The organism is Paenibacillus hubeiensis, assembly GCF_032334105.1.
Lineage (GTDB): Bacteria > Bacillota > Bacilli > Paenibacillales > Paenibacillaceae > Paenibacillus > Paenibacillus hubeiensis.
In genome coordinates, this window is the sequence record NZ_JAVYAE020000001.1 from 1,047,223 (window position 1) to 1,071,127 (window position 23,905).

At 50.7% G+C, this 23,905-nt stretch carries 33 protein-coding genes; 3 read left to right on the plus strand and 30 right to left on the minus strand.

Annotation, left to right across the window (positions count from 1 at the left end):
* Window positions 1-69: 69 nt before the first annotated feature.
* From RSX24_RS04965 to RSX24_RS04995, 7 genes are all read right to left on the minus strand, one after another.
* On the minus strand, window positions 70-1,074 hold the full coding sequence (locus RSX24_RS04965; protein WP_343259817.1) for a sensor histidine kinase: 1,005 nt from the start codon (window positions 1,072-1,074) through the stop codon (window positions 70-72).
* The gene (locus tag RSX24_RS04970; RefSeq protein WP_236416111.1) at window positions 1,071-1,760 is read right to left on the minus strand and encodes a response regulator transcription factor; all 690 of its coding nucleotides are present in this window, start codon (window positions 1,758-1,760) and stop codon (window positions 1,071-1,073) included. The genes RSX24_RS04965 and RSX24_RS04970 overlap by 4 nt, the downstream gene beginning before the upstream one ends.
* Before the next feature lie 73 nt (window positions 1,761-1,833).
* Window positions 1,834-2,607 carry a class I SAM-dependent methyltransferase gene (locus tag RSX24_RS04975; RefSeq protein WP_343259818.1) on the minus strand — a complete coding sequence of 258 codons (774 nt, stop codon included), beginning with the start codon at window positions 2,605-2,607 and terminating at the stop codon, window positions 1,834-1,836.
* A gap of 22 nt (window positions 2,608-2,629) precedes the next feature.
* Window positions 2,630-3,031 (minus strand): hypothetical protein, encoded by a 402-nt coding sequence (locus tag RSX24_RS04980; RefSeq protein WP_236416113.1) that lies wholly within the window; start codon window positions 3,029-3,031, stop codon window positions 2,630-2,632.
* A gap of 83 nt (window positions 3,032-3,114) precedes the next feature.
* On the minus strand, window positions 3,115-3,378 hold the full coding sequence (locus RSX24_RS04985) for a hypothetical protein (RefSeq protein ID WP_343259819.1): 264 nt from the start codon (window positions 3,376-3,378) through the stop codon (window positions 3,115-3,117).
* Window positions 3,379-3,404: 26 nt separating this feature from the next.
* A complete protein-coding gene (locus tag RSX24_RS04990) occupies window positions 3,405-3,914 on the minus strand; it encodes a GNAT family N-acetyltransferase (RefSeq protein ID WP_343259820.1) in 510 nt (169 codons plus the stop codon).
* Between the two features lie 4 nt (window positions 3,915-3,918).
* Window positions 3,919-4,449, minus strand: coding sequence for a YfiT family bacillithiol transferase (locus tag RSX24_RS04995; RefSeq protein WP_339276992.1), 531 nt, complete (start codon window positions 4,447-4,449; stop codon window positions 3,919-3,921).
* 237 nt (window positions 4,450-4,686) lie between these two features.
* On the opposite strand from RSX24_RS04995, the gene RSX24_RS05000 reads away from it, so the two are divergent.
* Window positions 4,687-5,340, plus strand: coding sequence for a hypothetical protein (locus RSX24_RS05000; protein ID WP_343259821.1), 654 nt, complete (start codon window positions 4,687-4,689; stop codon window positions 5,338-5,340).
* Here RSX24_RS05000 and RSX24_RS05005 read toward each other — a convergent pair.
* The 3 genes from RSX24_RS05005 to RSX24_RS05015 are packed head-to-tail and all read right to left on the minus strand — an operon-like array spanning window position 5,322 to window position 7,033.
* Entirely contained in the window at window positions 5,322-5,873 is a 552-nt protein-coding gene (locus RSX24_RS05005) for a GNAT family N-acetyltransferase (RefSeq protein WP_343259822.1), read from the minus strand. The two genes, RSX24_RS05000 and RSX24_RS05005, sit on opposite strands and share 19 nt — an antisense overlap.
* Window positions 5,870-6,325: a cupin domain-containing protein gene (locus RSX24_RS05010; protein WP_343259823.1), complete on the minus strand. Its 456-nt coding sequence runs from the start codon at window positions 6,323-6,325 to the stop codon at window positions 5,870-5,872. Before RSX24_RS05010 ends, RSX24_RS05005 begins: the two co-directional genes overlap by 4 nt.
* A gap of 30 nt (window positions 6,326-6,355) precedes the next feature.
* A complete protein-coding gene (locus tag RSX24_RS05015) occupies window positions 6,356-7,033 on the minus strand; it encodes a class I SAM-dependent methyltransferase (protein WP_343259824.1) in 678 nt (225 codons plus the stop codon).
* Window positions 7,034-7,215: 182 nt separating this feature from the next.
* Between RSX24_RS05015 and RSX24_RS05020 the strand changes: the two genes are divergently transcribed.
* On the plus strand, window positions 7,216-7,989 hold the full coding sequence (locus RSX24_RS05020) for a sporulation protein (protein ID WP_236416123.1): 774 nt from the start codon (window positions 7,216-7,218) through the stop codon (window positions 7,987-7,989).
* Window positions 7,990-8,136: 147 nt separating this feature from the next.
* On the opposite strand, the gene RSX24_RS05025 is transcribed toward RSX24_RS05020, so the two are convergent.
* The 4 genes from RSX24_RS05025 to RSX24_RS05040 all read right to left on the minus strand — a co-directional run bounded on the left by RSX24_RS05025 (window position 8,137) and on the right by RSX24_RS05040 (window position 10,117).
* The gene (locus RSX24_RS05025; protein WP_236416124.1) at window positions 8,137-8,448 is read right to left on the minus strand and encodes a hypothetical protein; all 312 of its coding nucleotides are present in this window, start codon (window positions 8,446-8,448) and stop codon (window positions 8,137-8,139) included.
* Window positions 8,449-8,466: 18 nt separating this feature from the next.
* A complete protein-coding gene (locus RSX24_RS05030) occupies window positions 8,467-8,760 on the minus strand; it encodes a hypothetical protein (protein ID WP_343259825.1) in 294 nt (97 codons plus the stop codon).
* Window positions 8,761-8,975: 215 nt separating this feature from the next.
* Complete coding sequence (locus tag RSX24_RS05035; RefSeq protein ID WP_339276981.1) at window positions 8,976-9,536, minus strand: nucleoside/nucleotide kinase family protein; 561 nt, start codon at window positions 9,534-9,536, stop codon at window positions 8,976-8,978.
* An 11-nt stretch (window positions 9,537-9,547) separates the two neighbouring features.
* Complete coding sequence (locus RSX24_RS05040) at window positions 9,548-10,117, minus strand: DMP19 family protein (RefSeq protein ID WP_438286771.1); 570 nt, start codon at window positions 10,115-10,117, stop codon at window positions 9,548-9,550.
* A gap of 271 nt (window positions 10,118-10,388) precedes the next feature.
* Between RSX24_RS05040 and RSX24_RS05045 the strand changes: the two genes are divergently transcribed.
* The gene (locus RSX24_RS05045; protein ID WP_339276978.1) at window positions 10,389-11,549 is read left to right on the plus strand and encodes a glycosyltransferase family 4 protein; all 1,161 of its coding nucleotides are present in this window, start codon (window positions 10,389-10,391) and stop codon (window positions 11,547-11,549) included.
* 277 nt (window positions 11,550-11,826) lie between these two features.
* On the opposite strand, the gene RSX24_RS05050 is transcribed toward RSX24_RS05045, so the two are convergent.
* From RSX24_RS05050 to RSX24_RS05125, 16 genes are all read right to left on the minus strand, one after another.
* Window positions 11,827-12,336 carry an NUDIX domain-containing protein gene (locus RSX24_RS05050; protein WP_343259826.1) on the minus strand — a complete coding sequence of 170 codons (510 nt, stop codon included), beginning with the start codon at window positions 12,334-12,336 and terminating at the stop codon, window positions 11,827-11,829.
* Window positions 12,337-12,377: 41 nt separating this feature from the next.
* Complete coding sequence (locus RSX24_RS05055; protein WP_343259827.1) at window positions 12,378-13,352, minus strand: S66 family peptidase; 975 nt, start codon at window positions 13,350-13,352, stop codon at window positions 12,378-12,380.
* Between the two features lie 37 nt (window positions 13,353-13,389).
* Entirely contained in the window at window positions 13,390-14,052 is a 663-nt protein-coding gene (locus RSX24_RS05060) for an HAD family hydrolase (protein WP_343259828.1), read from the minus strand.
* Window positions 14,053-14,236: 184 nt separating this feature from the next.
* Complete coding sequence (locus RSX24_RS05065) at window positions 14,237-14,608, minus strand: DUF3139 domain-containing protein (RefSeq protein ID WP_343259829.1); 372 nt, start codon at window positions 14,606-14,608, stop codon at window positions 14,237-14,239.
* 136 nt (window positions 14,609-14,744) lie between these two features.
* On the minus strand, window positions 14,745-16,298 hold the full coding sequence (locus tag RSX24_RS05070) for a PH domain-containing protein (protein ID WP_343259830.1): 1,554 nt from the start codon (window positions 16,296-16,298) through the stop codon (window positions 14,745-14,747).
* Window positions 16,298-16,825 carry a PH domain-containing protein gene (locus RSX24_RS05075; protein ID WP_339276974.1) on the minus strand — a complete coding sequence of 176 codons (528 nt, stop codon included), beginning with the start codon at window positions 16,823-16,825 and terminating at the stop codon, window positions 16,298-16,300. The genes RSX24_RS05070 and RSX24_RS05075 overlap by 1 nt, the downstream gene beginning before the upstream one ends.
* A 45-nt stretch (window positions 16,826-16,870) precedes the next feature.
* On the minus strand, window positions 16,871-17,431 hold the full coding sequence (locus tag RSX24_RS05080; RefSeq protein ID WP_343259831.1) for a GNAT family N-acetyltransferase: 561 nt from the start codon (window positions 17,429-17,431) through the stop codon (window positions 16,871-16,873).
* Between the two features lie 28 nt (window positions 17,432-17,459).
* The gene (locus RSX24_RS05085; protein WP_343259832.1) at window positions 17,460-18,155 is read right to left on the minus strand and encodes a zinc dependent phospholipase C family protein; all 696 of its coding nucleotides are present in this window, start codon (window positions 18,153-18,155) and stop codon (window positions 17,460-17,462) included.
* Between the two features lie 46 nt (window positions 18,156-18,201).
* Complete coding sequence (locus RSX24_RS05090; protein WP_343259833.1) at window positions 18,202-18,993, minus strand: hypothetical protein; 792 nt, start codon at window positions 18,991-18,993, stop codon at window positions 18,202-18,204.
* Between the two features lie 125 nt (window positions 18,994-19,118).
* Window positions 19,119-19,595 (minus strand): NUDIX hydrolase, encoded by a 477-nt coding sequence (locus tag RSX24_RS05095; protein ID WP_339276968.1) that lies wholly within the window; start codon window positions 19,593-19,595, stop codon window positions 19,119-19,121.
* A 10-nt stretch (window positions 19,596-19,605) separates the two neighbouring features.
* Window positions 19,606-20,214, minus strand: coding sequence for an HD domain-containing protein (locus RSX24_RS05100; protein ID WP_343259834.1), 609 nt, complete (start codon window positions 20,212-20,214; stop codon window positions 19,606-19,608).
* A gap of 23 nt (window positions 20,215-20,237) precedes the next feature.
* Window positions 20,238-21,086: a GNAT family N-acetyltransferase gene (locus tag RSX24_RS05105; protein ID WP_343259835.1), complete on the minus strand. Its 849-nt coding sequence runs from the start codon at window positions 21,084-21,086 to the stop codon at window positions 20,238-20,240.
* Entirely contained in the window at window positions 21,070-21,918 is an 849-nt protein-coding gene (locus RSX24_RS05110; RefSeq protein WP_343259836.1) for an inositol monophosphatase family protein, read from the minus strand. The genes RSX24_RS05105 and RSX24_RS05110 overlap by 17 nt, the downstream gene beginning before the upstream one ends.
* The gene (locus RSX24_RS05115; protein ID WP_343259837.1) at window positions 21,902-22,357 is read right to left on the minus strand and encodes a GNAT family N-acetyltransferase; all 456 of its coding nucleotides are present in this window, start codon (window positions 22,355-22,357) and stop codon (window positions 21,902-21,904) included. Before RSX24_RS05115 ends, RSX24_RS05110 begins: the two co-directional genes overlap by 17 nt.
* A gap of 64 nt (window positions 22,358-22,421) precedes the next feature.
* Window positions 22,422-23,309, minus strand: a complete 888-nt coding sequence (locus RSX24_RS05120) for a PhzF family phenazine biosynthesis protein (RefSeq protein WP_343259838.1) — start codon at window positions 23,307-23,309, stop codon at window positions 22,422-22,424.
* A 22-nt stretch (window positions 23,310-23,331) separates the two neighbouring features.
* Entirely contained in the window at window positions 23,332-23,838 is a 507-nt protein-coding gene (locus tag RSX24_RS05125) for a YcxB family protein (RefSeq protein ID WP_343259839.1), read from the minus strand.
* Window positions 23,839-23,905 lie beyond the last annotated feature (67 nt).

The following is a 23,905-nucleotide window of genomic DNA, read 5'->3' on the forward strand; positions in this document are numbered from 1 at the left end:
TCATAAAGTGAAATCCGCACACCATCCTGCGTTTCGCCGAACAATATGAAAAAGCATGTGACAATGCTGTCACATGCCTGAAAGGTGCGCCATTTCATTCTCCCGCGCAAAGGTCAACGTGACCAGGGTGCCTTCCCCAACCACGGATGACACGTCCAGTCGAATGCGAAGCGCCTCGGCGACCTGTCGGCTCAGGTACAGCCCCATTCCCGTTGCCGCGCCTTCCATGCGCCCTTGCGCCGACGTGTACCCCTTATCGAAAATACGCGGCAAATCGCGGGCGTCGATCCCTCGCCCCCGATCCTGAATAGTCAGCACAACATGCCCTTGAACGACCCTGCCGGCAATGACGACGTCGGAAGACGGGCTGTACTTCACCGCATTGCTGAGCAACTGCCGCAGGATGAATCCCAGCCATTTCCCGTCGGTGAGTACGTGGGATTCCGCCAACTCCACCTCGAAACCGATGCCTTTGGAGATGCACCATGACCGGATGGCGCGAATCTCGGCATGGATGATCAGTTCCAGCTCCGTCGGTTCGATAAACAGATCATTATGCATAAACGGAATGCGCTTCTGATGGAGCTGCCGATCCAACAGCTGATGGATGCGTACCCATTCGTAGGTCATTTGGCCTTTCAGCCTGTCGTCGGGCATCCGCTCAATCATAAGCTGCAGGGCGGTAAGCGGTGTCTTCACCTCATGGATCCAGGCCACCATCTCATCCTTTTCCTGCTCCAGCAGCAGCATGTTGGCCGTCGATTCTTTCCGGTATCTCTCCGTCTGGGCAACGACGGCATCGTGCACGATCTGCTCATGCGGGCTGCCGGGGGAGCCCAGTTCAGATAGATCATAGGTGTGATCCCATGTTTCCATCCGACGGTAGAACCGGGTCTCCGCCGGATATCTTGCCCACACGAATACGATGCAGATCACGACATTCAGTACAACGACGTAAAGCAAGGACTGCAGCGGAATGCTTGAATCCACATAGGCTACGAACAAGATCACCGCTTGCAATGCGAGCAGCAGCAGCAGCCAGCTTACTCGTTCGCGCAGATAACGCCAAATCATGCTTCTCCTTCTTCCGTCGCCATGTAACCCTGGCCAACCTTTGTTTCGATATAGGCATCGAGGCCGAGCGGCTCCAGCTTTTTGCGCAAACGGTTGACGTTGACGGTGAGCGTGTTGTCGCTGACGAAATGTTCGTGGTCCCACAGGCTGCGGATCAGTTCCTCCCGCGTGACGATCCGGTTTTTGCGCTCGACCAGCTGTTTGAGAATAAACATTTCATTTTTGGTCAATTGCACGGTATGCCCGTTGCAGGCAAGCTCGTTCTTCACATACTCGACCGTAGCTCCCCGCCAGGCGCGAAGTTCGGCCTGCTCGGCATTGTAGTTGTACACTCTGCGCAGCGTGGCCTGAATTTTGGCGATCAACACGTCGAAGTGGAACGGCTTCTGCACGTAATCGTCAGCCCCCATCTGCATCGACATCACCATATCGGTCGGATGATCGCGAGAGGACAGGAAAATGATCGGCACCTTGGAATGGGAGCGGATCATCCTGCACCAGTGGAATCCGTCGAACCGGGGCAGCTGAATATCGATGATGACCAGCTGCGGTTGAATGGCGATGAATTGTTGCAGTACTTTGTCGAAATCGTTCACGCCGTGCACGTCGTAGGACCACTGTCCGAGTCTGTCCCTGATTTCGGTGAACAACGATTCGTCATCTTCGATGAACATGATTTTAAACATAGGATTGATGATCATTCCTTTTCAAAAAACAATAGAAACTTCTTGTACGATTGTATCATTGTAAACATGCAACTTACATCTCCCGCTTTTTCCAAAGCGTGGTCCATAGAAACGGTACTCCGAATCGCCAATCATCCGGCTCCATTGCCTGCATTGCACGAAAACGGACACACTCGAACCTGTCTCCCAGAATGTACCGCAGCTTCTCTTCCGTATAGGCCAGGCCGCCTCGCATCGATTTTTCCTCGTAGACCTGCCAGTCGTTCATCACGCTCTCAGGCCCGCCTTGTCCTCCATATCCCGGCGCAAAGCAAGTCATCGCAAACATGCCTTCCGGTGCCAATGCCCGGTGGATCATGTCGATATACGGTATCCGTTGATGCGGAAGCAGATGATGCAGGCAGCCTGAATCATAGACGACGTTATATTGTGCTGCAGGGTTCAACTCGAACGCGGATTTGCATTCGAAATGCACTTCCAGCTGCATTTCTGCAGCCCGTTCCTTGGCCCAAGCAATGGCCGTCTCGGACAAATCGTAAGCATCCACGCGGTACCCCTGTTTGGCCAGATACAACGCATTTCGCCCTGGGCCGCATCCCAGTTCTAACGCCTTGTCACCAGACAAGAGATTGGATGTCACGTACTCCACCAGATTTTCGTCCGGTTTGTTCGAAAAGAAAGGGATGGGGCGGCTGCGATCCGCATAAAACGGTTCCCAAAATTGCTCCGGCGAACGAAACTCCGCATCCAGCATTTCAAAGACGTCCTGCACGCTTTTAATCGTTTTCTCCATAACCATGGCTCCCCTCAGATTAAAGATGTCGATCAGTTCAACGTTTCCGATCAAGCCATCACCCATCTTGCTGTCGTTATGTATCCTTTATAGGATTGGTCATTAACCCCACTACCCGAGTCACTTCCACTTCACCCACGCGCCGCGAACCTTCCATAAAAAAACCCTTGGTTCCCGTTTTAATCCGGTCACGATGCACCCTTCCCCTCATCTCCGGGATCAGAATCCACATTCGGGCCGTCCCTTCCCGGTTCACCGGGCGGTCTATGTCCAGCATGAGCGCTCCGTGCTCATCCTCGAATTCGGGATGGATCATGTATAGCGAGTCTACTTTGGGATCTTCATTTTCATATAGAAAATCGCACCGGTATCCTTGAAAGGGCAGGCTCTTGCGTCCGCCTTCTTCTGTCGAATAGAAGCGGTAACGAACATCGAAATCCTGCACATGTCCGCGTCTCGATTCATACGTTTCCCACACGCCAACCACCTCCCCCTCGCCCGTTTTCCCTAGTAAATCGTTACACTCCATTATAACATTTTCAACCAGTATAGTTCTATTTTTCATGCTTCAACCATGAACAAACCAATGCATTTTAGAATAAAAAAGCGTTCTGAATCATAGGAAAACCTATGCTTCGAAACGCCTTTGAATGTGATCACGATTCGTCCGTTCTTTCCGCCAGTGCGATGATGCCCGACCTGCGAAACGAGCCGGGACCAGCCGGCACTCATCTCCCGATCGAAACGTTCGCAATACTCGTCAAAGCGTTCAAGCTCATCCCTCTTCCAGCGCAGAAATTCTGCCGCACGATCAGGCATATGCAAGCATCGGTTCGCCTTCCCGGAGAGTTCTACTTGAGCTTTTTCGTAAGATATAAAATGACGTCATCATCAATGACAATCTCATCCCCGTACTTCAAATAACGGTCGTGCTTGTAAACCCCTTTCCCGTCCGGGATGTAACCCCGATGGGCGTAGAGAATTTGCGCTTTTCCATAGTCCGAAAAAATGCCCACGCCGATGCCCGCCGTATCCGTCCGCTCATGAATCACCGCCTCCGCCTCGTCCATCAGCCTGGTGCCGATGCCTTGGCGCTGATATCGCATCAGCACGTTCAAATCGTTAATCTCCGGAATCCCCGATGCTTGGAAAGCGGGATAGTCGGAATGCCACAACACGTTGACATATCCGGCGAAAACGCCGTCCAGTTCGGCAACCAACGTCACGCGATCCCCGTTCTCCTGTTCAATATAATAGCGGACATATTGCTCAGGCGACCTCTCCCATCCCTGATCGCGAAAAGCCTGCGAAATGATGGCCGGATCTCGTTGATCATTCAGGGGCCTAATCTGAATATCCACCCGATTATATCTCCAATCTTCTTCGCAAAGAAGTGATATGCGCCACATGGTGACGGCCGTGCCAGGCGTAAACGCCGAGATTGTAGTCCAAACGTGTGGTCTCCTGCGAGCCCGGATGGTAGAACGTTCTGGCATAATCCTCGTCCGTCAACGATTGAAGTAAATACACCCAGCGCTGATGCAAAGATTCAAGCAGCCGCAGTGAAACTTCAATGTCCAGTTCGCTGGAGTCATCCAATTCAGCCCAGCGGTCCTCATAATATGGACGAATCGTCGGGGTCTCTTCAGTGAGTGCCAGTTTGAAACGGATCAAGCTGTTCATGTGGCTGTCCGCCATGTGGTGCACGACTTGCCTAATCGTCCAACCGCCTTCACGATAAGGCAGGTTCAACTGTTCTTCGCTCAATCCGCTCACGGCTTCACGTGCTTTTTGAGGCAGCTCCGCAATGTCCTGAATCCACAACCGCCGCTGCCCGGGAGTAATTTCTCCCGTATGTACAAACGTGCCAACCGGATATCTCAAATCCTGTGTCATAGCCGTTCCTCCTTTTTTTACCAGACGATTTAAACCAATGGATGATGATATCATGTTCGCACAATGACCCAGCGTTGTGCAATACCGAACCATGTAAGCGGTTGACCAACCCATCCTTTCCAACTAAACTGTAGGGGAAACTGGAAAAATGAGTTGAACAGCATGGACTGCAACGACGGCTTCAGGAAATTCGACGAATTTTTAACGTGTAAAATAGAACGGGTGGAGGGATACATCATGATCATCCGCAGGATGTTCCGCGGAATATGGAAGCCAGGTCAAGAAGCAAGCGGCAGACTGGCTTTGGAGCAGCAAGATTCCGTGCGCCAACTAGTCAGGGAAGGCGTCTTCATGACGGCAGCGGCATTCGCTTGGCAGAACAATGTCTTTTTGTATTTTGAATGCATGGAAGCGGAAACGGACCCGCTCGAATCGGTTCAGCGGCTGGCCCCCCACCTTGTCGACTGGCCCGGAGAATCGAAGCCCAGAACATGGATCCCCATGGTGAATGTGTTTCACTTCAACGAACCCGCAAGCAAGGAGCATTGGCTGCGCAAAGCACCGGTAGAGCGCCGCGCGGGAAGAATTGCATTTCTGAAGCGGGAGATGATGGCGAGTTACATTTATTATCACTACCAGCTTCAGGAGGAGCGTGCATTCCATGCCGACAAGTATGAAATTATTGCGATGCACGAAAACCTGCTGTTCGGCTACCAGGAGTTTCCGAAGGTGATTGAAGAACCGATCGTTCCCGGGCGGCTTGCCACCAAAGGGACACCGGAGAACTGGGAGGATTCCCGCATGGATCTGCACTTTCAGCCCTGGGAAGACGGATATTTGTACTTTAAGCCTGTGGATCAAATTTTTGCATACTATGTTGGCGATGAATGACGGTACTCCATCAGCCAGCAATCCCTCATTTCACCCTCGTGCCATTCATGGGCCTTCAGAAGCTTGACCTTAAGGAATCCACATTTCTCGTAGCAATGGATTGCCCGCGCGTTCCACGCTTGAGGGTCCATCACGACGCGCTGCGCCTTCTTTTGCCCTACCAAAAACGCCACCATGGATTGCACGAGCAAACTGCCGATGCCCTTATTCAAATAGTCCGGTTCGCCGATGAATTGATCCGTTCCATAAATGATTTCGTCCACATCATCATACCCGTACTCGTGTCGTTCGTCTTCCTCAAGCAGATAGTACTGAATATATCCTATGGGGCGTTCCCGATACTCGACCATACAACGGATGGTTTCATCCTGTTCGTCGTAAAAATGCTCCCTTACCATTTGTGCATCATGCGGCCGATCCCTGCCTTCGTAATACTGCAGAACCGCCGGGTCAGACAACCAGCGAACGAGGTGCCTCTCATCATCACGGTTCAATTGGCGCACGGTGATGTCATTCTTCCGAAATACATTCATCGTTCTGCAAACCTCCCAATGAGTTCGCTCTCCGTCAGATTGCGCGTGAATTGATCCAGCTCAGGCGAAGCGTGCCAGTCTCCCGCCGTATTGGCACCGAATTTGATCGTATGGATCACGCTGTGCGGAGCCATATATACATTATGTTGTACGCCTGGCGGCACAATGACATGGTCTCCGGCCTTGAGGATGCTGACACTGGCAGCTTGATCCTTTTCAGCACATGCAGCATAAGCAATCCAACCGGATTGCACAAAATAATGTTCCGTGACCTGGTGATGGACATGGCTGTTTTGCCAGGCTCCTTCCGAAGATGCGGCCGTTCTGCAATAATAACTGCCGTCATCGCCCAGCATTTTGTACTTTTTCTCCCCGTTCGCCATCTGCTCATAATACGTTTTCACGCCCTCCCGGGACGCTTCTTCCGCCGTCATTTCCCTGCTGTGGGACATTCCGTTTTCACTCCTTTGCGCACGCATGCATCAATGATTCTCTGCTCTCCAGATATATTTGCGTTCCCTGACCGCGATGCGGCCATCCACCGTATTTTCCCTCACCCGCAGTTCAAGCTGCTCCCTCATCTCAGGCACGGTGTAGTCCGGATTGCCCGGGGCATCCGATAGAAACAACGCAAACTGCGTTTCATCCGGAAATACAACCCAAGCGTCATTGAACTCCCGGATTTCCATGGCATCATACTGGTTCGCAAGCAATCGTTCCTTCACTTTGCTCACATCCGTATGAATGCCAAAGACCACGCCGCCCTTGCGCAGAACCCGCTTATGTTCGAGGATGGAGGTCGGCCCCCTGCGGTCATAGATCAGATCGAATTGTCCATCTTCAAAAGGCAGTTCGGTTTTGGTTGTGGCGTAGACAAAATCCACGTTTGTGACGCCACTGGACGCCAGTGCCCTTTGCGCGATGGCCAGCAATCCCTTCGAGTTGTCAAAGCCTGTGATCCGGGCCGCATAAGCCGCCATTTGCAATGTAAACTCCCCGTGCCCGCAACCGGCGTCCAGTACGGAATCATAGGCCGGAAGCATTCGAATCAATTGTTCTTCATAGATTTGTTCCGCCGAAATGCCCTCGATCTTGAGCTTCGCTCTTCCCCGGTAACCTCCGTTCCGTTTGGCAATCATGTCGTACCATTCCATGCCCATGGTGATCCCTCCCTCGAAAGGTGCATTACACAACATTCTACATGTTCCTGATTTTCCCTGTAAATATCTGCTCAGGCGACCATGGCAACATTTTTGAAACGGCGATCCTCTAACCGGCGTATTAAGCACGAAGTCGCAATTATTCCTTAGCAAATACCAAATATCATGTGGAGGCTGAGAGCATGTCCTTTTTTAAAAAAATGTTAGCCAGCGTAGGTGTAGGTGCCGCCAAAGTCAATACGGAATTGGATACGCCGGAAGTGATTCCGGGCGGCGTTCTCTCGGGAACCGTATACATACAAGGAGGAGATGTCGAACAAAATGTAGACCGCATCTACCTCACGATTAACACTCACTATATTCGGGAGCGCGACGATCGGAAACACAAAGAGACTGCGGTGGTCGCCAAATATTTGTTGACCGACCGTTTTACGCTTCAGCCTGGCCAACGTCTGGAAAAATATTTTTCGTTCGACCTGCCAGACAACCTGCCGCTTACGCTTCAAAGCGCGGAAGTATGGGTCGAAACCGGACTCGACATCTCCAGTGCGCTGGACCCTTCGGACCGCGATCTGATTCGGGTCGTGCCTACCCAGGAAATGGGTGTCGTGCTGGATGCCATCGACATGCTCGGATTCAGGCTGCGCGAGGTGACCAATGACTATGCACCGAGGCTTGGCGGCAATTTGCCGTTTGTGCAGGAATTCGAGTTTGTGCCGACCAGCAAATTCCGGGGCTATCTGGATGAGATCGAGGTACTGTTCTATCCAATGGGCAATACGCTCGAACTGCTGATGCAGATCGACAGACGCGCTCGCGGCCTCTCAGGCATTTTCTCGGAAGCGATGGGTACGGACGAAACTTATGTCCGCTTTACGCTGGAAGCCAGACATTTGCAGCGCGGACCTGCTTCTGTTGCGCAAGGGTTGGAAGAAATCATTTCCAAACACATATGACCTATGGAACCATTCGCTGCAAACCCGTAACACCCAATATAAACGATCACCGTCCATGACATTGGAATAGAAGATGTAAAAAAAGCGTGCCCGGTTCCGCTCACCACGGATTCGGGCACGCTTTTTGCGTATAAAAGCCATCTCGTATCACGCCGCAGGTCGTATCCTCCTTTTCAGAAGGCGAATGCCTAAATCGATGAGATAACCCGTCAGCATAAACGACAGCCAATGCAGCAGATACGCCGGATACAACACGTTGATCGCTGCGCTGTCATACGGTCGTGACACATTTTCATAATCAAAAATCCAATGGCGCAGCGGTTCGGTATACGCAGCGGCGTTTAAGATCGGATTCAATCCGATCAACAAGATGTTATGTTCATCATATCCGAATCTGTTGATGGCACACAGCGTCAAGCTAAGCAGCGACAGCCAGAATACCGCTTTTTTGATCAACATTGCGGACATCTCCTTTGCTCAAGATCGCTGCATACGACGCTGAATGAACGAACGTACCCCATAATACGCAACGCCAAACAACAGCAATCCGGCTGCTGCCGTTACGTATTCCATCACACCGCCGAGTACGGCAATGCTCCCGAATGAAACCTGGCTTGGGAGCGGCGAACCCGCCATGTACGATGCAGTTACATCGGGAACATAAGCTCTCGTCATGAGCATTCCATAAATCATACTCCCGATCACGAGCAGAACAGGCAATAGACAGCAGACAATGATCGTTTCAAGCAACAACCTTTGGTTGAATCTCATCGCTTCTCCTCCGATATTCGTCTTCAGATCCGATATGGCATGACGTTTTTCAAGCAAGCGAATTCTTGGTTGCAGTAAACTTCTTGGCATTCCCTGAAATCCGGGGATACGCCTTCCCTTCGATGCAGCTTTCCTTCATAAAGCATTTTGCCGGACGCTTCGCTTCTCCAGATTGGTTCTGCCTTCTCCGTTGTCAGGTCAGTGTTTAGTCCAACTTAAATAGCTCTTGCTGGCGGAAGCATATTCAGGATCTGTTCCACCAACACCTGCGGCTCCAGCGTTCCATCCAGCACAACGTCCGAAGCGGGTTTAACCGTCTCCAGCATGATCAGGTATGCTTCGCGGGCACCTCCCGCATATCGTGCAAGCTCTTCGCGGATGTCGTCTGCCGCAGCATCGGAGAAATCACGGGCAACCCTTCTGCACAGCCCTACATCCAACGGGGTATCAATGAATATAGCCAGGTCGATGAAATCTTTCATCCGATCATTCAAATATGCATGCGGGTAGTCCAGCAAAATATAAGCGGGTGTCGAAGACGGACTATCCAACCATTGCCTCAAATCCGTCACCATCGGTTCGACGTTCCACTCGTTGCAATCCCCGCCACGACGCGTCCATGCGATGAAATCGTTCGGACCCTCCAAATCGTAGTCGTCATAAGACAAAGCCGGGCAAGACAAGCGTTCTGCCAAACCGCTTACAACGGTTGTTTTGCCGCCGCCCGAAATTGCCGCAATCGCGATGACAAAAGGTTTGTTCGAAGCCAGGTCCATCACATCCCCCATTATTTGGACAAGATCTGTTCCAACTCCTGTTTTAATTGCTCCTTGTTCGCCTCTGCATAATCGAACAGGCGCTCAAACGCTCCTTCGTTGTCCACCAGCAGACTCAGCTTCTCGGCTTCCTCCTGTACTTGCTGCATTAAATCGCCGATGACCTGACCATGCGTTTGCTGCAAACTCGTAATATCATACTCTTGCTGTTCGTTAACGTTTGCTCTCAGCTGATCAGGAGTCACTCCGGTCGCAGACAGCATCTCTCGAATCCGATCCAGAATCGCCGCATCTTCTTCATGCCCAATACGCTGCATGGCCGCAATCGTCTCCGCCAGCTGCAGTCCGGCCGTATTCTCCAAGTAACCGGAAATGCCCTCCATCGTCAGTTCCGTATCCAGGTCGATGATGAGCATCATGTCGCGCAACAGCTGCGGAAGCTCGGGGCCTCCCGCTCTGACGGTCGCGAATTCGGTGCGATACATATCCATCGCCACAGAGCCCACGATCTCTTCCCCCGTCATCTCTTCCAACTGCTCCAACGGCAGCAACTCGCGCAATTCCTCTTTCAATCGTTCCATCAATCATCCAAGCCTCCTGTCTCTATGTACTCCATCATAGCAGAATATGAGGCGGAAGCCACGCCGATCCGGTGCAGCAGGCGAACGAACCTTTTTTCGCCTTTTATAATATGCGCAATCGCGTCATCCATAGAGGCACGCCTTATGTACTAAACGCAAACGAAACCCTCATGGTTCGTTTCCTAAATAGGAATTTTACTTCCCGTTAACCCGCGGAAAACGTTCTGCTGTTATGCTCTTGGCATCAAGAGTCACGGGAGGGATCATCTGGATGCGCCTGGCCTTGTTTACCGACACGTATGTTCCGGACACGAACGGAGTTGCCGGCACGCTGCACCGCCTGAGCAAACACCTCAACCGGAGGAACATTGAACATCTGTTGTTTACCCCTCAGTCGGTCATTGACGGAAATCATGCTACGGCGGTGCACAGCGTTGCGAATATTCCCTTTTTCCTGTATCCCGAGTGCAGGATTGCACTTCCTAGCCGAACGGTCATTCATCGGGAACTGCAAGCCTTTCGTCCCGACTTACTGCATATCGCCACCCCGTTCAATATGGGGCTTCCCGGCCTGAAATACGCCCTCAAACATCATCTGCCGCACGTCATCTCCTACCACACCCACTTTGACCGATACCTCGAATATTACAAGCTCAAAAGCATGATTCCGCTCTATTGGAAATATATTCAGTGGTTTCACCGGGCAAGCGACGCCACCTTGGTGCCTTCCCAGGAAACCTTCGAGGAGCTGCGTCAGCAAGGCATTCAGCGCTTGAAGCTGTGGTCGCGCGGAGTTGATTGCGAGCTGTATACCCCTGATAAACGAACTCCATCCATTCGCCAACGATACAATATCTCCGCCCCGCTGATCCTTCTCTACGTCGGTCGCATCGCTCCCGAAAAAGATATCGACACGCTCGCCTACGCTATCCAGCATTTGCCGGAACAAATGCAATCCCGCGTGCACTGGGTCATCGTCGGAGACGGTCCGCAGCTTCCCAAACTTCGTCAAGGCGCACCGTCCAACGTCACGTTCACGGGTTATTTGCATGGAGAAGCTTTGGCCACGATGTATGCATCGGCAGATCTGTTCGTATTTCCTTCCCCTACCGAAACATTCGGCAATGTCGTGCTGGAAGCCATGGCTTCCGGCCTGCCTGCCATGGTTGCCAACGCAGGTGGAGTCAAAAACCTCGTAACACAACACCGAAATGGCATCCTGTTCGAACCTGGCGACGGGCAGGCATTGGTTCGGGAGATTTCATATTGGGGAGCAAACGAAGAAGCGCTGCGGAGCATGGGTCTTGAAGGCAGACGTTTGGCGGAGCAGCGTTCTTGGGAGCAGATTTTTGACAAGTTGATTGAAGATTACGAAGAAGCCGTGGAGCGCCGGGGCAGATCTGCCAATCAGCGCATCATTACGGCTGGATAGTTTTTTAATTTTGAAAATCCCTTGGGCAAAGTGCTCGCATAAGTACCAGACTGCCGTAAAAATTGTACGTTCACAGGCAGTCTGGTCGACTCAAGAAGGATCATCTCGGGAGAAAACCAGGGGTTCAACGCCCTATAACCCACCACATCATCCGGCGGATTCCGATTCATCTCCAAGGAACTAAATAACGGCATCGAGTACAGCAGGAACGGATGCCCTTCTTCATCTGAGCTTCGTTTGTCACAACTTCATCCCGTTTGTTGTCTTTGGCCATTTCTCATGCAAACGCGTTCGTTTCCTCAAGGATTTGAAAGCTCACTGGCGATTCCCCAATTAGCCCTTCTTCTTGGATGGCAGTTCCGACCCATATGCTTTGTTCATCAGGCCGGAGCAGCGCATGCTTTAACGTGGCATCAATCAATATGGATGTGTGCAATTCATGCAAATTCGTTTGGGGAATCCAGAAAAGTTCTCCTTCCTCCGAATTTACGAATTGCCTGTGCGTTGTTTCACCGAAATATACAAACTGCTGCCGGATCTCGCCACCGTTCAATCCGAGCAAAATGTAACGCAAGCGGAATCCAACAATATCCTCTGGGGCAAAACCCGTCTCCTCTTCGATTTCTCGATAGCTTGCAAGCATCGGGGCGTTCAGTTCATGCTGTTCCAGATGCCCGCCGATACCACCCCAAAATTCAAAGTTGAACAGCTTGCTGCCCGCCTTTTTCATCATCAGCATGTCATTTCCGTTGGTCAAAAAAGCCGTCGCCATTTGCCGTATTTCCATATGCCTGTTCATCCCCTCTCCCAGTTCATTTCCCGTTTCATTCACTCCGATATGACCAAGCGGAACGAAGGGTTCCGTGCATCGATGGCAGCCCGGCCCCCAATTGGAAAGGTAAACATAGGCGTTGTATGTCCAAAATCGACGTTGGCAATGACCGGCATATGCTGAAGTTCACGTTTGTCACGAATGATCTTTTCGAGCAGTGCTGGCGTCATCTGTGATTCCTTCTGAAAGCGGCCAATGACCAGTGCCTGCACCTGCTCAAAACCGGGCTGGTGAATGAGCGACATCAAGTCCCGATCAAACATTTCTGGAATGGACATCGAGTCGTCTTCCACAAACACGACCGCCCCTTCCAACGAAGGCATATACTCCGTGCCTTGCAGAAGGTTCAGCGTACACAGATTACCGCCTATAATGGTCCCTTCAGCCGATCCTTCATGAATAATGATTGGACCTGCGTTCGGAATAAACTCACGGTTATGCTGGTCCCGGTACCAAGCATCATCACTCCACGTTTCGGAAGGAAGCACCGTTACAGGGGCTGATTCCAACATGATTTTCACAAAATAATCCATCGTATACTCACAGCCCAAGAGCATGCCGAAGCTGGAAAAATTCGGTCCGGAATATGTCACAAGCCCTGTTTTCGCATAAATGGCGCTGCCCATCGCCGTGATGTCCGAGAAGCCGCATAACCGCTTGGGATTGGCGCCAATCAGATCATAATCGATATGACGCAACAGCTGGTTGCTATTGAAACCGCCAATGGTTGTCAATATGCCTTTGACATTCGGGTCGGCAAAAGCTTCATGCAGATCGGCAATGCGGGATTCGACGGAGGAAGACTGCATCTCGTCCGTTTCATTGGCATTGGCCGAAAAGGACACCTTCAACCCCCATTCCTCTAATCTGCGAACGGCCAGTTCTTGCTGATCTGGGGCAATGATGGACAAGCTGCGGGCGGGAGAAATAATCCTGACCTCATCCCCAGGTCGTAATTTTGGTGCAATCATCGTTATCATGCCCCCTATGTATGGCATCGCCGTATGTTCATAGTAATTTCTGCAATTCGCTCAAATGTTCAATAACGTGCACAGGTTTGACGGTAAGGTCATCCCGCCAGGGTTGATTGACTTTCATCCATATTGGATGCAAACCGGCATCGGCAGCCCCTTGCACATCATTGGCAGGATGGTCTCCGATATAAATGCACTGCTCGGGGTTCAATGCCAGACGTTCCAAGGCCATTTCAAATATTCGCGGATCGGGCTTCTTCACGCCAGCCTCCTCCGAAACGATGATCAGGTCGAAATCATCGCGGATGCCGAGTCGATCGATTTTGCCATATTGAATATCTGTTCGGCCATTCGTGATCAGCGCCGTCTTGTACTTTTGCCTAATCTCCCGTACTACCTCCTGGGCCTGCTCCATCAGCACCGCATTTCCCACGTAATGCTCGGCATAGAAATCCATCAATTCCTGATGTACCGGCAGGTTGATCCAAGGCAGTTCCTTAAGAAGCTCGTCGAACAACTGCCCCTTGTCCTTGTACCCATCCTCGTCCAGCTCAATGATTCGCGCAAAAATAGGTTCCGCCGTCTCCAGATGACTGAAGTAGCTCTCAATAAAGCTTCGCGTAAATCCTTCAAACGTACGTGTCCGGTTCAATATCGTATTGTCCAGATCAAAAATAACTGCCCGAATGTCTTGCATAATGCTCTCCCCCAGTTTATTAGTTTGATGAGCCAGTACAACTAAAACCAGCAAACCGCATTATAACAACATTGGAGTGATATGCACGTAAAGTGCTCCCACAATGGAACAACACTCTCTACCAGGAACATTCTTTCGCTTCTGCTCATTCTACACTGAATTCTATAATTGGAATATACTTGATTTATTTTTGTTGTTCCATATCCATAGTGGGCGCAAAATGTTTCAGATCAGATTTGGTTTTTCCCCTTTGGACCGCTTCATCGGAAATGCGATGACTGGACTGCAGCACACCTGCATGAGCAAAATAAATATACTCCACGTCCGGTTCATCTTTGAATTTCACAATGACGAGAAACGGAGGCAGCTTGACGCTCCACACGCCTTGTACAGACGCTATTTCGTCTTTGGCATATCCCTTCTTTTCAATGAGATATTCGGTGACCCGATGTGCATAAATGAATTTGTTCGCCTGCACATAAAGGAAGGGTGAAACAATCAGCATGACCAGCAACACCACAACCGTGATGAAGATGTATCTTTTCTTCTTGTTCACGAGACTCCCCCATTTTTTTCTATTTTACTGTAACATTAGATGCAAAAGATTAACGGATCATCCGAATATATGTATACAAAAAAGGTGCATAAACAGCGCCAACCGGCGTTGCTTCTGCACCTGTTTGTTATAAAGCTTAACGAGTCTGCACGTCTCGTGTCCGCTCCACGTACCAAAGTCGGAATGCCTCCGCCATATTGGACGGGACGTCCTTAACGGCCTGATGAACCACCGGTTTGGCACGATTCACCGTCTGAATGGATGCCACCCCGAACCAGCGCTGCAGCCCGTTTTGCGTAATGCGCGCTTCGATCACTTTTTCCCGCTTGGAGATGAACAACGTCGAAGTGAAGGCCCCTGTTCGCAATTGGATGAAATTCCGGTTCAATACATAACGGGTATGGAAAAATTCCACGACCCGCCCTGTCACGATCAACACCAGCAGCAGGGCCGACACCATCCACCACGCACCTTCCTGACCCAACCACACCGGTTTGAAATACCAGAGTGCCCCTGTAGCAATCGGCCATATCCAGCTGGGCGCAAGCAAACGTAACCATAGCGATTTGGTTGGAAGCCTCTGCATGTCTTCACTGACTTCATACGATGGCAAAATCTCTGATATGATGGCATAAGCCTGCTTCACCGGCAAAAATGGATATAGCGAGTTTACCTCCTGCTCATCTTCACCAACGCCGCCCGCCGTGACCAACTCCACTTCGGCCAAGCCAAGCAACCGTTTCATCGGACTTCGCGTGATCTTCACCGCCTGTACGCGCTGCTTCTGAATCGAGAATGCCGATTGCTCCAGCATGCCTTTGGTGATATAAATCCGTGAATCATCGGATGTAATCCGGTAATTCCCATACTTTATAAAGGTATGCACCATGCCCGCCAGCATGGCTATGATGATCAGCACCACGATAAGAATGGCAGCTGTCCACCATTGATCCAGCCAAGTCAGCAGAAAGCTTCGCGTCACGGTTTCATCCGGGAAAAAATCCTGAATGCCTGAATACAACGAACCCAGAATGGGGATCAGCACCAGGAAGCTGAGTGACGTAAAAGAAGCTCTCACCGTATCCCGGCGCGTGGATTCAAAGTGAATAGCTCGTTTGGCTTGCTCCGTTTGCTTCAAAAAAGCCGCTGTCTCGTTTTCCTCCGCGTGATTCACCGCCAGATTGCTTTGCCCATCCTCACCTGCAGTCGGAGAGTTCATAAATGTTGTATCAGCGGCAGTAACGTTGGACGTTGCCCCCACCACACATTGTTCCAATCGTCCAGCTTCAGCCAACGTCAGCACCGGAACATAAAACGCAGCTTCATCTCCCTTGGTGCCTGTCTCGAAACGGATGGACGTCACCCCAAACAAACGATGGAACAAGGACGTATGCCGATGCACATTCTGGATCTTCGTATAAGGGATCGTACGTTTCTTTCGGTTAAACACGCCTTCATAGGCGTGAAATGCCGCCCGGTCCGTTTCATAACGCTCGGCATACCATTTCCAGATCACCGAAACAACGCCGATGACCATGGCGGCATAGAAAATCCATCGCCCGTACGTAACCCATTTCGCTTCGGTATCGTAACGGACAACAAACAAATAGATCACAAACGCAGCGCTGTTTCTCGCAAGCTTCCACATTCCCCATACGATGCTGAGCGGATGATGTCGTTTCTTCTCCATCACTCGTCCACCTCGTTGATCTTTGCATAGGAAGCGATCTGCTGCCTAAGCGCCACCGCCACGTCCTCTGACAAAGCCGGGATGCGGTGGGACGCACCCATGGTGCCGACCGAGACGGAATACAATCCGTATCTGCGCAGCAAAGGTCCTTGCTCCGTCGTGACCGACTGGATTTTGGCCATCGGGATAATTTGGTGTACCCTTTTCCAGGCTCCATGCTTCAACTGCAGGAACTCTTCACTCACGTCGTAACGCCAATACCGGTACAATAATGAAGGATGAATCCATATTTCCCAAACAGCATACAGTACTGAGAGCCCTGCAATGATCCACAACACCCAACCTATCCATGTCCACCAGTCAAAAACGTGATCCAATGCCAGCAATGCGGCGAGAATGATGAATCCAATTCCATTGCTTATGTACGCGCTCGTTCTCCATATGTTGACCGCATCCGGAGATAACCGCTGCTCCGGCAGGTTCCACTGCATGGCATACAACACTCCTTTCATATGGTTCGTTAACAAAAAAGATGACCCCTGCATCATACAGATCGTCATCTTCCGGAATTTTTATTTTACCGCATAATCCTTCACATTGCACAGCCACACCATGTGATGGACTCCCTCTCCCCAGAAGTCCTTGGCGACGGCATACGGTTCACCGAATTTGCGCCGCCATTTCTGCTGGGCAATCCCATATCCGCTATCCAGACAAAATTGGCGGATTCCTTGGCGGTCCAACTCGCTCGCCAGCGCCCGAATTAATTTCGAAGCGATCCCCCGCCCCTGAAACTCCGGTAAAATGTATAAACTGCCGAGCTCGCCCATCTCCGTAATTCGCTGATCCGTGCAGATCCGGATTTCCTCGCCGCAAGGCCCATACGATATCGTACCGACCACGCGTCCTTCATGCTTGGCCAGCAGGAAAAACACGTTTGCCTCCGGCACATTCCATTGCTGCAATGCAGCCTGAAGAAGCTCCTTTTTCTGTTCGATCTCATGGCGGATATCGTCCTGCAGCGAACCCAGCCCCTCCTGCGCAAACGCCCTTGTGATGGAGGCTTCGAATACTTGATGCGCTCCCTCAACGTCGGAAGGCGCCAGCTTTTGGATCACAATCTGTTCTGTCATGTCGTCTCACTCTTTCTGTTCAATCAATCTAGGATGTCTGTTCTAAGAGAGGGATTCGGGCATCCCACGCCTGAAGCACGGCTTGAAGCCGCTTCGCCGTTTCGGACACAAATCGTTCAACGATTTCGGCCGTAATGTACTGCGGAACAATGCCGGGTTGCTGCGATCCTTCCTTCAAAAAGGATAATGTGCGATCCCGCCAGCGCTCCATCTCGTCGGCTATCAGGAGATCCTGCATGTCGTAGCCACGGGTCCGGCCAAGCCACTGCCACACTTCGGAACTCCACTCCGCTTGCTGATACAGGACGAAGTCAACCTGATCCGTTTCCTGATAATATAAGCGGTTCAACTGGTCCCGTGCCTGCTTCATCCCCTCATCCCGCTCCAGGCCGGTGACTTCTTTCACGAATTGCGGATGTACGCTCCGAAACCATATGTAGTCTGTCAGCACATGCATGAAATAACCACGCACAAACCACTTTCGCCCTTCGTCATTGGTTTGCTCGACAAGCGTTGAATAACGCTCCTGCAGCCTTGCCATGTAATCGCCCTCGGCCTTGGGCTCAAAATGCGTATGCCGTTTGTCTTCGCGCGTCGCTCCATCCCGCATATGGATCGAATCGGGCGCGATATTCCCCAGATAGAACGCTCCTTGGTGCTCACCGACATGCCACTTGTTGGCCAGTAATGAAGCGATATTCAGATGAACCATCGGCAAAGGCATATTCTTATCCCCCTTTTTCGTTAAGGCACGATCCTTCATTCACATGTTAATGCGTTTGAAGCTGCTCCAATCGTTCGGATTGAAGGATGTCGAATAGCTGCTCAAGGTCGGTATGGAGTTCTGAATGGCCTTCGATCAGCAAGCGAATGTATTCAGAGCCGCATTCATAGAAAAGAAGACGATTATACGGCGCATCTTCTCCCAAATGGTTAAGGGCCAGGCCGAAACGGCTGCGAATCCGGTTCTCGATATATCTGGCATAACCTTCGTTCCACTCCAGCCAGCACCAGTATTCGCCCGCTTCCTCGCTTAATGCCTGGAACAAGGCTTGTCTGGCCTGACGAATGCGATCCAACTTTTTCTGTTTCAGGGCATCCTGCAGGATCCCGATTCGCTGCACGATGGTTTCATCGTCATATGGGAACTCGTAATCAAGCTCCCACGTTACTCGCCTTCTTTTCTCCATGGTGCGTTTGATTTCAACCCGGTCTCCGATGTGTTCATAGCTCTTGTGAACGTAGCAATGCACGAACTCGTGGAACAAATATATTTTCATCTCAAAGCTCTGAAAAGCCTCATCGGTGACGATCGCGCACGTACGTTCATTCAAATGATGAACCGGCATTGCCGCCAAACATCCTTCGGGAATATTCAGGTCATCCGGTACCGTTTTGACCCACTCGTACTGCTGTTTCTCAGGCGAATAATCATACATGTATAATAACATTTCATTGGCCACAACGATCGGATAGTGATTCGTAAACAACGGATGAATCTGCACCAGTTCCTTCTGCAGCTCATTCAACTCATTCATCTGTTCCAGAAAAGCATCCATCATGCTCATCCTCACTTTATTGGAAGTATAGCCCAATTATACCGGCGACGAATGAGCAATTCACTGAGAGAAAAATGATAATATTGTGCGAGATTTCTTAAGAACTTCTTCGCAATAGAAATCCTGCGTCATACCTTTGCTCCCTCCTTTTGCACGTTCTGAAGGAATCCCGATTCGCTTAGTACATGTGCTGCATAGGAGTTAAGATTCGGAATAGGTTCGTTCAAATCAAAATAGCGGAGCTCCAATCCCTCATCGTCCATCAGGACAGGGGTGCCTTCGATGCCAATCGCTTTAAAGACGGCCGTAACGTTGTAGACTTCATCGCCGTTGGGATATTGGTAATACGCATCCGCTCCCGATATAACGGTGATCAGCTGCAGAGTGTTCGCCTTTAAACCGCTTTCTTCCCAAAGCTCCCTGTGCGCCGCTTCTTCCAGAGATTCGCCCGGTTCCAATGAACCTCCGATCGTGCCCCAATCCAGGCTGTCTGCACGCTTTTGCAACAACAAATGGCCAAGTTCATTGAAAACGAGCACGCTCGCACCGGCCATAATCAGTGGACGAGACCCAACCTTTTCCCGAAGCTCCATAATGTATCCCATAGTCTCCTCCTCAGTGGTTCTGTTGTTCGTACTCCGACCTCAGAATTCCCCGTTCTACTGCACTGCGAATAAGCTCCTGAGCATAGCCCCATAGCGCTTCGGAGCCATTCGCAATCTCCCGGTTTCGATTCGTAACCTGTTCGCTTGTAATGCCATATTTCTGCCATGTATCGCCTTCGTTTCGGTAATTATGTATGAGCGGCTGCAACCGGTCCAAGGATGCCGCGAATTGCGCTTCCTGTGTCTCTTTGGCCTCAAATTCCAGCCATAACCCCATCAACTCATCCGCTTGTTCCGGTGGCAACATGCCAAACAGTCGGCGTGCTGCCTGCAATTCACGTTCGTGCTTGTTTTCATGCCCTTTCAGATCATAAGCAAACGTATCCCCGGCATCAATTTCAACCAGATCGTGGACGAGCAGCATTTTGAACACTTTCAACAGATCGATATCATGGTTTGCATGCCGATGCAAAATCAGTGCCATCATGGCCAGGTGCCAGGAATGCTCCGCATCGTTTTCCAGCCTGTCCCCGTGCATGATCTTCGTTTTCCGTTCAATCGTTTTCAACTTGTCAATTTCGATCAAAAACTGCATCTCCGCCAGCAAGGCTTCGTTCATATCGCTAACCCTCCATGGTTTCTCTATGTAGATATCGAGTACCAACAAATCCGGTAGCCGAATTTCAAAGACATTCCAAGCCCCTTCGCAAGACGGATCGATCCTTCATTATCAGGGGAACAATCCCAGTAAGGTTCTATTTCTCTTCTTATACATTCATTGATATAGACTTTTGCAGCCATTGAAGCATACCTTTTATAACGATATAGCTCCATGGTTTCAATATCGATGGCATGGATGCGCCCAGCCACGAACGCCGAGAAGCACACACTGGCGATTTGGTGATGCTGCACTACAGCGTATCCCAACCCATGTTGGAAAAAGGCTTCGCCAGAATGCCAAAACTGAAGGATTTTCCCCGCCAGAAATTCGCGGTTCCCATAGCCCTCATCTTCCAAAAGTTCACGACTTATTCTGACGACGCTTACCGTTTCATCCGGACCATTAGAAACGTTTGGCAAAGGATGAGCAAGCGCCACAGCCCTCTGCTCACGCTTCCCAAGAAAACCGAAAACATACTGGACATCGGAAAAAGTCTCTCGATCAACCATGGCTTGACGAAAGGCCTTCTCCCCACGCTCGTTCGTCATGGCAATCTCGATGCAGTCCTTACCGAGTCTTCGCATCTCCGGTTCCATCGTTTCGCGCATGAATGTTTCCAACTCAACGAGCAGCGTCCCGCGCCAAAAATCACCAATGAGTTGAAATCCACCTTGACCTTCAATCCAGAACAAGGCTCCGTTTAGCTCTTCATTCACATATATGCGTCCTGGATTTATGCAATCAGCAACTGCTCTAACTTCGGCGCCCCCGCTTGAATCAATGAGATGCCTCACCTTCCCGAACTCATGCGGATTAAGTTCCGTGATCATTTTCCAGACCCTCCCTGACTGTATTCAGAAAATAATCGCGATGCTCGGGATGACAGGCGATCAGATAAGGCTCGGTGTTCCTTCCTTTGAACGCATTTCCCTGAAAATCCATGACGGTTGCGCCTGCCTCCTGAGCCATCAATACGCCTGAATACAGATCGTCTCCTTCAGAGTTGTAGAGCACGATGCCATCGATATTTCCTTTGGCTAACATGCACCATTGCAAGGTTGGAGCCCACAAACGCATCATTCGTTTAAAAGAAACATCCAGATAAGAGCGGAGCTTCACGGCCCGCTGTTCATGTTGAACTGCATGTCCTTGAATCCAGCCAATAGTGCCTTTGCGGATCTCCTGTTTCTTTTTGACTAACAGCTGATTATCGTTACAGAACGCCCCTTGTCCGCGAACCGCAACGAATAAACGATCAACCATTGGTTCATATATGACGCCAAGCAGGGGTTCAGCCTGATACATCAACGTGATGGAAACCGAAAATACCGGCAATCCGATCGCAAAATTGTTCGTTCCGTCCAGCGGATCGACCATCCAGAGCCAGTCGCTGGTTATGCCATTGTGACCGCGTTCCTCGCTGTGGATGGCATGGGTAGGAAAAGCGCTGCTGATCGCATCCCAGATGAGCTGCTCCGTTTCGTGATCCACGGCGGTAACGATGTCGCCAAACTCATCTTTCTCCACCAGACAGGTAATGCGATCAAATTGATCCAGCGCAACTTGCCCTGCTTTCCGGATGATGTTTTCCGCCAATAAGCGGGCGGCTTGGATGGTCTGTTCGATCTCACTCACTCCTAATCGCTCAGATGGAATATTCATAGATTCGTACTTCATCCCCATTGAACAGGTAACCTTTTCCGTTATAGCTCCAACCCTGCTTCTCGTAATACCCGATCAAGTCGGTGCACAAATACAGCTTGCCAAGCCCTATTTTATGCGTCTCTTGCACTCCGTGCTTTAGCAGCTGTCCGCCCAGATTTTGGCCGCGATATCCCGAATCGACGTGCAGGCATGCAAACCAAGGAAATAAATCCTGCCTGCTGTTCAAATCGCTCTGCAACAAAGCATATCCGCCCACGATCCGCTCTCCGTCCAGCAGCACATAGAAACGCGGCACCACGCTGTCGGTTACCATGGACCGTTCGATGCAGTCCCGATAAAAGTCAAGGTTCGTTTCCGTTCCCCACTGTTTCCAGAAGTACTGTACAGCGGACTGCAACAGCTCCGGCCTCTGCCGGATATCCACGATCTTTAACATGGTCAATTCTCCCTCCGCGTTACGTTCGGGTCTAGGATTTCACCTCGTTTAGGTGACCTGAAAATCAATACTGAATGACTAGCTCACGCACAAAAACAGCCGTTCCCTGAATATAAATCTCCATGCCTTGCGCAGTTTTTTGCGCTTTGACTCCAACTCTTCCATCCCGCCCGATCTCCTGTCCCTGTTCGACTGTAAACTCGGCATGGGATTGTCCGGGTTGAACATAGGTCAGATAATAAGCTCCCATCACTCCGGATGCCGTTCCGGTTACAGGGTCCTCCACCGTCCCCGAATACGGAGAGGAGAAATGCCGGGCGTGCATGAATGCCGACGAATCATGGGCTTCCATACAAAACGGGTGCAGGGAGGATTTGGGGTTTTCAAGCAAAATGTCGGGAAAAAGCCGACTATCCGGCTTCATGCGTTCGAATGCTTCCAGGCTGCGAATCGGAATCAGCAGCGTCCACGTACCGGTGCTTCCATATACGATTGGAGCCGTCGGATCAATATCGCTTGCCCTGAGACCCATGGAGGCAGCCAGCCTGTCCACATCGCCGTTAAACGGCAAAAAGCGAGGCAGATCCTGTTTCATTTCCATGCGCAGCGTCTCCCCGTCCTGCTCAAAACGAATCGGCAGGTTGCCCACATTGGTCTCGATGACTACCGACGTTTTGCCGTTTAACATCCCTCTCGTTTTCAAACCAAACAGCGAAGCCATCGTGGCATGGCCGCACAGATTGATCTCATGTCCTGGCGTATAATAACGCAACCGAAGATCGGCCGTATCCGAGCCCAGCACAAACACCGTCTCGTTGAAACCGACGTTGTGCGCTATAAGCTGCATTTCCGATTCGCTCAAGTGATCTGCGCCGAATACAACGCCTGCCGGATTGCCCTTGCCCGGTGTGGATGCAAAAGCATCATAGTGGTATACGGTAATTTCGCTCATGGATTAGTCCCCCACTCCATTTTTATTTGGCAGCCTGCATATAGGTCCTTACTTGCCGTGCAAAGTCAGCTGCCTCGACTTCTGTTTGAAAAGAACGTTTCGGAATAATGTGCGCGCTTGCTTTATTGATGAATATAAAATAATATGCCTTCGTTTCCTGAAAGCTTTCCAATCCCTGCCACTGCGTCGTCCCTGAAGTCATATCATTGCTCCAACGAATTTCCGACGCCGTGATTTCCAGCTGCTGGTCACCCAGAATGCCTTTGCTCTGACGAGCCAGCTTTTTGATTTTGCCCTTCGTGCGAAGATATGTATAGATGTCGACAAATGCACTTAACAACAATGAAGCAATGAGACTGTACGTCAAGGAGCGCCCCATTTGCATAAAGATCACCGTCATAAGGATCGGTAGCGCCACCACCGCGATGAGCATGCCGATGCCGTACATTTTGAGGATCGCTGTTTTGTTCAGATGCCAGTAATCCTCTTCCGTAATATGAATCCGAATCGTATTGTCTTGTTGTTCCACGCTGACTTGCACTCCCTGTCATTCATAAATTTTGCCCATGTACAAAATCTGGGCACATCGCTTCCAT